Genomic DNA, 12,085 nt, shown 5'->3' with positions numbered 1-12,085 from the left:
GCTTTTTATAAAAAATAAAGATTATGCTTAAAAACAGCATAATCTTTATTTTGATTATTTAATTTTTATAACTCACTTAATTTTTTATCAACAAGCTCTTTTGCAACCTTTGGATTTGCTTTACCTTTTGATAATTTCATTACTTGCCCCATTAAGAAACCAGCACTTTGTGTTTTACCTGCTTTAAAGTCCTCTACTGATTGAGGATTGTTTGCAATTACTTCATCAACAATTTTTTCTAACTCATCAGTTGAGCTTATTTGCATTAATCCTTTTTCTTCAATAATTTTCATTGGATCTATATTTTTATCGAAAATTTCATCTAGAACTTCTCTTCCAACATTATTGCTTATTTTTCCTTCTTCAACTACTTTTAGAAGTTTTGCAAAGGCTTCTGCTTCTAATGTCATATCTTCAGATTCAATTTTTTTATCATTTAGTATTCTTAAGATATCTCCTAGAATCCAGTTCGCAGCTATTTTAGGAGTAACCTTTAATGAAACAACTTTTTCAAAGAAGGTAGCAAGGCCTTTGTCACCTATTAAAATTTCAACTTCTTTTTCTGATAATTCATAAGAAGTTAAAAATCTTTCTCTCTTTTGATCAGGCATTTCAGGTAATTTGTTTTTCATTTCTTCAATTTGCTCATTATAGATTATTATAGGTGGTAAATCTGGTTCAACCACATATCTATAATCATCTGCTTCTTCTTTTGTTCTCATTGATATTGTCTTACCTTTTGCTGCATCCCATCTTCTAGTTTCTTGAACTATTTTATGACCTTCACCATAAGTATAAAGTTCTCTTTGTCTTCTCTCTTCTTTTTCTAAAGCTTTTTGAAGTTCTCTAAAAGAGTTTATATTTTTAAGTTCAACCCTAGTTCCATATTCTTTTTGTCCAACAGGTCTTAAAGAAATATTAGCATCACATCTTAAAGAACCTTGTTCCATACGACAATCCGAAATTTCTCCATATTCTAATATTGCTTTTAGTTTTTTCATAAAGGCTACAGCTTCACCAACACTTCTCATATCTGGTTCTGTAACTATTTCCGCTAGAGGCACACCAACTCTATTGTAATCAATCAATGATATAGGTTCACCTTCAACATGGACTAACTTACCAGCATCTTCTTCAATATGTATTCTATTTAATCTTACTTTTATTTGTTTTCCCTCATATTCAAATTCAACCAAGCCGCCTGAACAAATTGGTATATCAAATTGTGAAGTTTGATAGTTTTTAGGAAGATCAGGGTAAAAATAATTTTTTCTATCCATCTTATTGTATTTGTTTATAGTACATCCAAGTGCTGTTCCTGCTTTTATAGCTAAATTAACTACTTCTTCATTAAGCACAGGTAGTGTTCCAGGTACCCCTGTACAAATTGGGCATGTATTAGCATTAGGTTCTGCTCCAAATTTAGTTGAGCAAGAACAAAAAATCTTTGTTTTTGATTTTAATTCTGCATGTATTTCAAGTCCTATTACTGTTTCAAAATTCATTATTGTCCCCTCCTATAACTCAACAGCTAAAGCTTGTTCTAAGCTATAAGCAGCTTTGAATATTGTTTCTTCACTTAACATATCACCCATTAATTGAATTCCAATTGGTAAGCCTTCTTTGCTCTTTCCTGCTGGAATAGATATTGCTGGATTTCCTGCTAAATTAACATTTATAGTGTATACGTCAGCCAAATACATTGCTAGTGGATCAGAATTCTTCTCACCAATTTTAAAAGGAAGAACTGGAGAAACTGGTCCTACAATTAAATCATATTTTTGGAAAGTTTTCTTAAGATCATATCTAAGTTTTTGTCTAAAGGAATCTGCCTTTTTATAATATGCATCGTAATATCCAGATGCTAATGCATAAGTACCAAGCATAATTCTTCTTTTAACTTCTGGTCCAAAAGCTTCTGTTCTTGAGTTTTCCATTAATTCATCTACATTAGTATAATTTTCAGATTTATATCCATATCTAATACCATCATATCTATCTAAATTTGTACTAGCTTCTGCAGAAGATATTATATAGTACGCAGCCAAGCCATCTTTAATTATTGGAAGAGAAAATGTTTCAACTTCTGCTCCAAGTTCTTTTAATTTTTCTAAGCTATCCTTAACTGAAGCTTTTATTTCTTCATCTAAGCCTTCTCCAAAGAATTCTTCAGGAACACCGATTTTCATTCCCTTTACTCCATCCTTTAGCGTAGCTGTATAATCAATTTCTTTTAAATCCCTAAAGCTTGTTGAATCGTATAAATCTGTTCCAGCAATTATATTTAATATATAAGCACTATCTTCAACTGAGTTAGAAAATGGTCCTATTTGATCAAGAGATGAACCAAAGGCAATTAGGCCAAATCTAGATACTAAGCCATATGTTGGTTTTAATCCAACGACTCCACAGAAGGCTGCTGGTTGTCTGATTGAACCACCTGTATCTGAACCAAGAGATATTGGAGCCATTTTTGCTGCAACTGCAGCAGCTGAACCACCAGATGAGCCTCCTGGAACTCTAGTAATATCTCTAGGATTTAAAGTCTTCTTAAATGCTGAATTTTCATTTGAAGACCCCATGGCAAATTCATCCATATTTGCCTTTCCAATAATTATTGCATCTTCAGCTAGTAATTTTTTTACTACTGTAGCATCGTATGGAGGAACAAAATCTTCAAGCATTTTTGATGCACAAGTTGTATTTACACCTTCAGTACAAATATTATCTTTTATTGCAATTGGAATACCTGCAAGTCTTCCTAATTTTTCTCCAGCTTTAATTTTTGCATCAATTTCTCTAGCTTTAGTAATTGCTTCATCACAAGTTAATGTTAAGAATGCATTTACTGTTGGTTCTGTTTTAGTAATTTCATCAATATATGATTGAACTAGTGCTTCACTAGTTAATTCTCCAGTTTTAATTTTTTCTACCATGTCTTTAATGTTCATTTGCATTTTCTACCACCACCTATTCAATAATCTTTGGTACTTTAAGATATGTTTCTTGCATATCTTTAACATTTCTAAATAAGTCTTTGCATTCAAAAGTCTTAACTTCATCTTTTCTGACTACAGGCTTTAATTCAGCTTTATCATTTATTTCTTCTTTAACTTCTAAATCAAGTTCATTTAAATATTGAAAATTTTCTAAAATACTTTCAAATTCACTAGCAAATTTTGCTGCTTCTTCATCAGAAAATTTTAATTTAGAGAGCTTTGCTATATATTTTACTTCATCAATACTAACTTTCATTACTTTCACCTCTAATAATTATTTTGTCAATTGTCAATTTCCAATGATCAATTTTAGGAAAACCAGCTCACATTTATTCATTGGGTAAGTGATTCACACCAAATCAATACTGCTGGAAGAAAAAGTTCGAGTAATCAAATACAAGATTTAGACTCGCACTTTTGATTTCTCTAACTATGGAGTTAATCTCTTCATATCTCTTGGGAATAATGATGCTTCTCTGATATTACCAAGATTTAGAATTTGCATTGTAATTCTTTCAAGACCTATTGCAAAGCCTCCATGTGGTGGCATTCCATATTTGAATGTATCTAAATAGAAAGCAAAATCTTCAAGTTTTAATCCTAATCTTTCCATTTTAGCTTTTAACATTTCATAATCATGGATTCTTTGTCCACCAGTTGTTATTTCAACACCTTTAAAGATTAAGTCAAAGCTCTTTGTCATTTCTGGATCTTCTTCACGTTCCATTGCATACATTGGTCTTTTAGCAGTTGGGTATTCTGTTAAAAATACGTAGTCACTATTGTATTTTTCTTTAACATATTTGTGAAATAATGCTTCTCCTTCATTATCAATATTTCCAACTGGAGATTTTTTATTATATTCAGTTAATAAAATCTCTTGAGCCTTTGCAAGTGGGATTCTTGGAATACTAATTTCTTCTGGCAATTCAACATTAAATAATTTTAATTCATCACTGCAGGTTTCCTTTAGATGTTTGTATAAATATCTTATAAAGTTTTCTTCCATATCCATTAAATCAGTCTCATCTTTAATAAAGCCCATCTCAACATCTAAACTTACATATTCATTTAAATGCCTCCATGTGTTATGAAGCTCAGCTCTGTATGCATAACCTACTTCAAAAACTCTTTCAAAACCTGCTCCAACCATCATTTGTTTCCAAAATTGAGGACTTTGTGATAAGAATGCTCTTCTGTTAAAATAGTTAACAGTAAACATTTCAGAACCACCTTCTGTTCCTGAATGTGTTATTTTTGGTGTATGAATTTCTTCAAAGTCATTCCCTTTAAAGAATTTTCTAAAAGCGTCTTCTATTTCATTTTGAACTTTAAAGATGGCCTTCTTTTTAGGAATTCTAAGGCTTATAGTTCTAAAGTCTAATTGAGTTTCGAGAGATGCTTTTTCTTTAAAACTTTGAACTTCAAATGGTAGTTTATCATAATAAACTTTTCCAGTCATTTCAATAGTTGAAACTTCTATTTCAAGACCCTTAGGCGCTTTTTCATTTGCTCTAACAATACCAGTTACTTCAATTGAATTTTCAAGTCTTAGCCCCTTAATTTGTTCTTTAGTACAAACAAGTTGAATTATTCCTGATTTATCTCTTAGTAATATAAATGAGACATGAGAAAGATCACGAATTTTATGAACCCATCCTTTAAGTAATACTGTTTCTTCACCTTTTACAACTAAATCTTTAATAAATACTCTCTTCATTGTTATTACTCCTTTTTCTATTTATTGCTTATTTTTACATACGAATTTTATACTTATTTTAGTAAATGCACGTTTTTTATATAAATTTTTATATAAAAAAACTCGTCACTATGCAATTAATACATAGGGACGAGATATCATTCGCGGTACCACCCTAGTTGATTTTATAAAAAACCCACCTCATATAAGTACAAAATTTAATTTTATACCCTCCACTTTTAACGGTATGGAACCGGTTAAGTCTACTCTTAGCTAGTTAATTCTAGATAATTTCGGTTAACTGCTCCGAAGTGTTCTTTCAATTCAAGACTCATACAGATATTCCACCATCATCTGCTCTCTAAAAATCATCCAATAGAATTTACTTTTCTTCATCTTAGCATTTATAAATTTATACATTAAATATTAATTTCTTAACATTTTACCAATATTTCTTACAAGATTTATTATATTTCATAATTATTCAAAAATCAATACTTTTTTGAATAATTTGATTATTTATTTTAAATTATACTATAACTCTTTCATTAATACATATCTATTAAGCCCGCCATATTTTAGTTTCTCTACCATTACCTTATAGCCGAGTTCTTTAACTGAATTTAAACTATACTTATTATTAGGTTCAACTGTAGCACAAAGCCACTTCATCCCCGTATCCTTAGCAATTTTCTCTAGATATGTACAAATAATTTTTTGAAGTCTGTTACCTCTATAATCTTTTAAAACTAAAGAAGATTCAAGTTGCCCAACTCTTAGAAGCTCTTCACCTTTAATATTAATATCATATCCATAATTATGCTCATTATATCCGTATTGAACATAAACTCCTATAGCAATCAGTTTGCTATCTTCTAAAGTAATGCAGCCTATGATTTTTCCTGTTTCTTTTAGTGTTTCTTCAAATTCATCTCTTGTTGTACAAGAATAGAATTCCTTATTGTCCATCCCTTCATAAATATCAGATTGAAGTTTCATAATTTCATCAAGATAACTTAAATCTAATAATTTTAATTCAGCTTCAACACTGTTTCCATCTTTTTTGTTTAATATTATAGTATTCATTTTATTTAAGCAAGAATATATAATACTTTCTTGCTAATCCCCCTTATTTTATTATAGTGCTATCTTTATCTATTATACACAAATAATAAAATTTTTCTATATTTGAAAAAACTCAAAAATTACAGTATTATCATAATAATCATTAATATTTAACTTTGACTAACCAAAACTTTATTCTTTTGTCACTCCATCCTAAATCCCAAGGTACGTTATTTCTGTCTGTGTTATGACAAGTTACTAGGGTATATCCCTTTGAATCAGCTCCAGTAACTACTGATACATGAGTTATATCACCTTTTTTTTCATAAGCAATAAAATCGCCTGGCTGAAGCTTATATGACTCCTTATACACTTTATCATAACTGCCTTTTGCTATAACGGATGCTCTTCCACTGTTTATCATATAGTAAGTGAATTTTCCAGCATTTACCCAAGGTCCTGTAGCACTTCCTTTATCATAATTCCAAGTAGAATTTTTTTTGAATTTACCACCTTCAAAGAGAATTTGAGATGCAAAATTAGCACAGTCACCACCTTCTGGATTAAAATCTCTATACTTTTTATTATATTTAAATCCATGCTCTTCAATAGTTGCTGCGCCACAATATTTTTCTGCATATTCCTTTGAACATTTTCTTCTTTCACTTATTGTACTTAAATCTCTTGGAGGTTGATTTTTTATGAACTCCTTAATTGTATCTACCTTAATGGTTTCTAAACTTAAGGAATCTGCAAATGGATCTGTGTACCATTCCTTTGTTATTATCCAATTATTATCTCTTTGGGTTAATTGAAATGAATGATATGTCCCTATTCTTGAACTATTTATTTGTTCTGGCTTATCTGGATAGACATATCTATATTCCATATTACATAATATACTAAAAGAACATTTTTCACTACAAACATTTGATTTCTTTACCACTATTTTAGGAATAATATCAATAAATTTTACTCCTTGTTTTTCAGCCCAATTATTAATATATTTAACTTTCTTTTCCTCATATTCATATGCCCATTGGCCATACCTTGTATCTGTAGCATATAATTTTTTTATTGAATCCAGATCTTTATCTAGTATTGCTTTATTTTTTATTAAGAAAATATTCTCTGCAATGCTTTTAGCTTCATCTTTAGTAATAATATGCTCGGCAAAAACCATTTTACTATTAATGTTAATTAAAGATAATAGTAAAGCTACTATAATAGCTTTTATTAAAAACAAGAGCTTTTTGTTTTTAGAAAGCTGCATAAAAATCCACCTTTCAAATAAATTTTTACTTTAATGTATTATCAATAAGTTCAATATATTTACTAGTGTTTTCATCAATAGGGACTCCTTTATACCAATCACTTTCATTATCCCAATTTCCAAAATATCTTGCCTTCAATATTATTTCAGGTCTATATTCAAAATGTAAAATATCAAAATGTCCCCATTTTCCACCCCAAACAAAATTATTTTTTTCAAAAACATCTACTAATTCTTTAGGATACTCTGCTAATCTTTTTTTACCATCTTCAATTGAACTCCACTTCCAGTAATCTTTTCTATCACTTTTTAAATCAATTGCAATACCGTAGGAATGAGGACTTAATCTGCCAGTTCCAGATATAACTCTATAATTAAAAGTGCCACTTGCAGGATAAATAATACTTGCTATATCATTTCTATTTCTTGCTAAAGATATTAATTCTTTTAAGGATTCTTCTAAAGCTTTATTTGCATTATTTTTACTATTGAATTGATAATTTGTATATCCACATTTAATATTAGTTAAATTTTTTTGAATAGCTGTTTTTGAGCTTCCATAAACTTCACTTAGAAGTGCATAATTTCTGGCCCTACCTGGATCAAAGCTTTTATCCATTATTTCATTTGTCTTTTCAAAAGGATAATATTGTTCTAGCATATCTTGAAGATCTGGATCGGATAATTTTTCTTCATGGTTCTTTTGTCTTTTATCATCATATCTAATTTTCTTACCTGATTTCATAACTAAGTAAACTTCATCATTACTTTTTTTCTCAACTCCAGAAATATTTTCAGGGTATGCAAGCATAAGGATTAACAAATCTTGTTTCATTTCAATTTCATAAGGTTTGTTTACTGATGCTTTTGAGATTATTGGGATATTAAAAATAATTAAAAAGCATATTAAAAAAATAATTAATTTTTTTATCATCATTATTCACCACCATTTAATCCTATATGTAATATACTGTCCGAAGATTTATCATACTATGTAAAAAAAATTTGCTGTTCTTATAGTAAAAGATGGAGGAATATAAATAATTAAATATAAAAATGGAAGGTTGATCCACATTAACTTGTCCAAATTTATTGACAAATCAAAACTAGTTCAATCTTCCATTAAGCTATCTTATAAATTATAATTTTTAATCGCTAGTAGCAATTTTGCAGTCTATACAGATGTGTACTCAACTTTATCCTTTGCTTCTACTTCTGATTTATTTCGCCCGAAGAATAAAGATAAAATTAATCCAACAAATGCAAATCCACAAACTACCATTGTTGAAGTTGAAAATCCAGTTGCTATTGCAACTTCATTGGTTACGTGGTGCACTTCTAATGCATTAATTTGAGCTGCTGACATTATTCCAATAAAAAGCGATGATCCTATAGCGGCAGAAATTTGTTGAACTGTATTCATTATTGCTACTCCATGAGGATAATATTCTTTTGGCAATTGATTCAATCCATGAGTTTGAGCAGGAGACATAAATAGTCCAACTCCTAGACTCATGCATATATAGATTATTACTAAATGTACTAAAGATGTATCGATTTTAGATAACGATATTAAAAATACAAAGATAGTTACTATTCCTGTTCCTAATGGTATTAAAAACTTCACCCCAAATTTATCGTAAATTTTTCCTCCTACAGGTGCTGCAAGTCCAGCACAAATTACAGCTGGTAATAATGCTAACCCTGCTACAGAACTTGATTTTCCAAGAGCTCCTTCCATATACATTGGTAACATTATACTCATAGTAAAAGTAACCATCATTGCTATCATTACTAAAATTGTTCCCATTATAAACTTTGAATATTTAAATGGAGATAAATTCAACATTGGTTCTTTTAAAGTATTTTGTCGTTTTATAAATATTGTCAAACAAATAATCCCAATTATAAAGTTTATTAAAGTTATCTTAATATTCCCTTCACTTATACTGCTTATAGCATATATTAATGTTCCAACTCCAATTGTTGATAAAATAATAGATAAATAATCCATCTTAGGCTTAGTTAATTCTCCAACATTTACTACGAATAGTGAACCTAGAATAATAATTATAGCTACAATTGGTATTAACATTATAAATAATGCATGCCAGCTAAAATATTGTAATATAATTCCTGATACCGTTGGACCAAATGCAGGGCCAAGTAAAATTGCTGGCACACAAATTGCCATTGATATTCCTAGTTTTTCTTTTGGCGCTACTAATAATATGGTATTTGTCATAATTGGTATTATCATTCCAGTACCTGATGATTGTATCATTCTTGAAATTAATAACATAGCAAAAGAATTTGAAAATGCCGCACATATCGTTCCGATAAGCAATAATCCCATTGCACACAAAAATAATTTTCTTGTTTTAAATGATTGAATAAGAAAAGCAGTGACAGGTACCATTACTGCTGCTACTGTCATATAAGCTGTAACAAGCCATTGAACTGTTCCAGCGGATACATTCATGTCTTTCATAATTGAAGATAATGCTACATTAAGTATAGTTTCATTAAAAGTTGCAACAAAGGCACTAGCCACTAATATAGCAATAATACTGATAAAATTTGTTCCTTGATTTTTTTTATTCATAGTTTTCCTCCAAAAATTTAATATTTGCTTTGTAATTGTAGCAATACCCAAAAGTTTCTGTAAGGAAAATTTCTTCTTAATATTGAAAAACTTGTTTTATTAATATATGCACTCGATTACAATAAAGTTTTTGCTGAATTTTTCGTAAATAATTAGATGTATACAGAAAATTTATATAAAAAAATATAACTGAAATGCAACTTCCAGTTATATAAAAAATCAAATATTCACTTTATACAAATTAGTCTATATTTTCATATATTATCATAGAACTCTAATACATCTTCTAAATATGGCTTTAGAATTTCATCTTTTTCACCAAATATTTGATGCCTCGAATTTTCAATTCTAACAATTTTACAATTCTTTGCTCCTTTAGCAAATTGATTTTGTCCTTCTGGTTTTACCATAAAGTCTTGTCCAGCTTGAAATAGTAAAACAGGAATTTCAACTTTTGAAGCATTTCTTTCTTTTATTATTTCTTCTGTTGCCTTAAAAGCTTCGTTTGTCCAATTATAACTAGCTCCTCCTCTTTGAAGTTCTTCATCGTTATCTACAATATCATAACAATACTTGAACCTATTGAAGCTCGTTGTATTAATTGTTTTTAAATCATATTTTGAATTATATGGCTCTTTGCCTAAAACATACTTTCCACCATTACCAATAGCAACCTGTATTTCAACTATAATTTTAGCTAGAAATTCCGGAATATTTCCTGTATTAACTTGGAGCATAGGTGCATTTAAAATGGCTCCATTAAAATAATCTGGATAATCTTCTAAAAATTTTGCACCAATAGCTCCACCCATGGAATGAGCATATAATAACAATTTTTTATTATCATTATTAGGCATTACTACTTCATCAATAAATGTCTTAAAATCAATGACATATTGATTAAAATCATCTACATGTACTTGCGTTTTATCAGCTATACCAAGACTACCTGATCTACCATGTCCCCTATGTTCAATTCCAAAGACATTATATCCATTTTTCATAAAATAGAATATTAACTCATGATATTTTATTAAGCTTTCAGTATAACCATGACTTAAGACTATATTACCTTTTGGATTTTCAACTTTATATTTTTCATAATATAACTTAGCATCTTTATCTCCAGTAATATATCCACTTTGAACTTTATTTAGTAAATATGGCTCAACAATATTATTCATTTTGTCAGAATAATCTCCTTCTGAAATATAAATTTGATCAATTTCGTTAGTAATTTCAGATGCTTGTACAGTTGCGCTAAAAAAATTAAGATTAAAAAATAGTTGTGCAATTAATAATGTAAAAACACACAATATCTTTAAATCGAATTTTGTATTTCGATATTTCAAGGTATACTCTGTCCTTCCTACAATATATTTTTGTCAACTTATTCTAATAGTGAAATAACCCATTTATTACAAGCAGTACATTTATGAATAGTAATAACAAATAAATCAAATTTTTTATTCAAAGCCATTACTCCCATAGAATCCCTTTCTTCTTTTGTTATAAATTCATCATTTTCATCTAAATAGCCAATTATCTCAACTAAATAATTCTTCTTAGTCTTATCGCAGCAACCATTTTCTCCTGCAACTTCTATTATTTCATAATCTAATTCTGGACTTAATTCCTGTATTATATCTAATATATCTTCATAATCCTTAATATCATCTACAAATTCTTCTTCGTAAAATACTAGATCTTTAATTTTAAATAATTCATTCATTTATTATTCTCCTCTTTTACATTAATTATATGATGCTTTATACATTATAATATGTTATATTTTTTTTATCAAATATACAATAAAATGTTCAAGGGTAATTGATCAATTATAGAGAAATCAATTTATTTATTGAAATTAGATTTAAAAATTTATTAGAAGATACATAACAGTGTAAAGATATCCAAATTAATAATCAAAATTATAAATAGAATATGCATACATTCGTGAGAAATTAAAATTACAAAAATAAACTAGAAATCTGATACATTTTTTTCTGGAGCAGGCATGTGAAATTGAGCTGTTGAAGGGTATTAATGTGGGCTTGTTTCATTTTCAGCTTGTCTAGATTTTACATCTGGAACACGCTGAAATGACGACAAGCCAACATTTAGAACCTTCCAGCGAAAATTTCACTAGTCCTGCGGAAGATAAATGTATCAGATTTCGGTAATTGTTGCATAAATCTAATTCTTACGTTGTGTATCTATTTTTCTTCTAAAAGTTTCTTTAACTTATTTTGAACTAACCATAATTTCTTTTGCTTTCGATTAAAGGCAACCATTCTATTTTTATTATTTTTATTTTCATCTATTAATTTTATATATTCTGCATCAGCAATTTTTAAGGCATCTTCTATTACTAAAAGTTCCTCCTTAGTAAACATAGTATCTCTCCCATCAATTTAAAATCACACACTACATTATAACATAAG

At 28.9% G+C, this 12,085-nt stretch carries 11 protein-coding genes and 1 other annotated feature; all 11 genes read right to left on the bottom strand.

All coding sequences use genetic code 11. The features are described 5' to 3' along the window. Positions 1–65: 65 nt before the first annotated feature. The 11 genes from gatB to CSPA_RS15515 all read right to left on the bottom strand — a co-directional run bounded on the left by gatB (position 66) and on the right by CSPA_RS15515 (position 12,037). Complete coding sequence (gatB, locus tag CSPA_RS15565; RefSeq protein ID WP_015393280.1) at positions 66–1,505, bottom strand: Asp-tRNA(Asn)/Glu-tRNA(Gln) amidotransferase subunit GatB; 1,440 nt, start codon at positions 1,503–1,505, stop codon at positions 66–68. 12 nt (positions 1,506–1,517) lie between these two features. Further along, on the bottom strand, positions 1,518–2,957 hold the full coding sequence (gatA, locus tag CSPA_RS15560) for an Asp-tRNA(Asn)/Glu-tRNA(Gln) amidotransferase subunit GatA (protein ID WP_015393279.1): 1,440 nt from the start codon (positions 2,955–2,957) through the stop codon (positions 1,518–1,520). 13 nt (positions 2,958–2,970) lie between these two features. After that, complete coding sequence (gene gatC / locus CSPA_RS15555; RefSeq protein WP_015393278.1) at positions 2,971–3,255, bottom strand: Asp-tRNA(Asn)/Glu-tRNA(Gln) amidotransferase subunit GatC; 285 nt, start codon at positions 3,253–3,255, stop codon at positions 2,971–2,973. A gap of 174 nt (positions 3,256–3,429) precedes the next feature. Then, positions 3,430–4,719: an aspartate--tRNA(Asn) ligase gene (aspS, locus tag CSPA_RS15550; RefSeq protein WP_015393277.1), complete on the bottom strand. Its 1,290-nt coding sequence runs from the start codon at positions 4,717–4,719 to the stop codon at positions 3,430–3,432. A 122-nt stretch (positions 4,720–4,841) separates the two neighbouring features. Further along, positions 4,842–5,106 (bottom strand) — a binding site (T-box leader). Positions 5,107–5,232: 126 nt separating this feature from the next. Then, on the bottom strand, positions 5,233–5,784 hold the full coding sequence (locus CSPA_RS15545; protein ID WP_015393276.1) for a GNAT family N-acetyltransferase: 552 nt from the start codon (positions 5,782–5,784) through the stop codon (positions 5,233–5,235). A 142-nt stretch (positions 5,785–5,926) separates the two neighbouring features. Further along, positions 5,927–7,036 carry an amidase domain-containing protein gene (locus tag CSPA_RS15540; protein WP_015393275.1) on the bottom strand — a complete coding sequence of 370 codons (1,110 nt, stop codon included), beginning with the start codon at positions 7,034–7,036 and terminating at the stop codon, positions 5,927–5,929. A gap of 25 nt (positions 7,037–7,061) precedes the next feature. Further along, the gene (locus tag CSPA_RS15535; protein WP_015393274.1) at positions 7,062–7,970 is read right to left on the bottom strand and encodes a M15 family metallopeptidase; all 909 of its coding nucleotides are present in this window, start codon (positions 7,968–7,970) and stop codon (positions 7,062–7,064) included. Positions 7,971–8,210: 240 nt separating this feature from the next. Continuing rightward, positions 8,211–9,641 (bottom strand): MDR family MFS transporter, encoded by a 1,431-nt coding sequence (locus CSPA_RS15530; protein ID WP_015393273.1) that lies wholly within the window; start codon positions 9,639–9,641, stop codon positions 8,211–8,213. A 254-nt stretch (positions 9,642–9,895) separates the two neighbouring features. Further along, on the bottom strand, positions 9,896–10,993 hold the full coding sequence (locus CSPA_RS15525; RefSeq protein WP_015393272.1) for an alpha/beta fold hydrolase: 1,098 nt from the start codon (positions 10,991–10,993) through the stop codon (positions 9,896–9,898). A 38-nt stretch (positions 10,994–11,031) separates the two neighbouring features. Next, on the bottom strand, positions 11,032–11,373 hold the full coding sequence (locus tag CSPA_RS15520) for a hypothetical protein (RefSeq protein ID WP_015393271.1): 342 nt from the start codon (positions 11,371–11,373) through the stop codon (positions 11,032–11,034). Positions 11,374–11,857: 484 nt separating this feature from the next. Further along, positions 11,858–12,037, bottom strand: a complete 180-nt coding sequence (locus CSPA_RS15515) for a hypothetical protein (RefSeq protein ID WP_015393270.1) — start codon at positions 12,035–12,037, stop codon at positions 11,858–11,860. Between the last annotated feature and the right edge of the window lie 48 nt (positions 12,038–12,085).

This window comes from Clostridium saccharoperbutylacetonicum N1-4(HMT) (assembly GCF_000340885.1).
In the GTDB taxonomy this organism is placed as follows: domain Bacteria; phylum Bacillota; class Clostridia; order Clostridiales; family Clostridiaceae; genus Clostridium; species Clostridium saccharoperbutylacetonicum.
The sequence above is the reverse complement of the archived record's forward strand: the minus strand, read 5'-3'. Positions and strand labels throughout refer to the sequence as shown.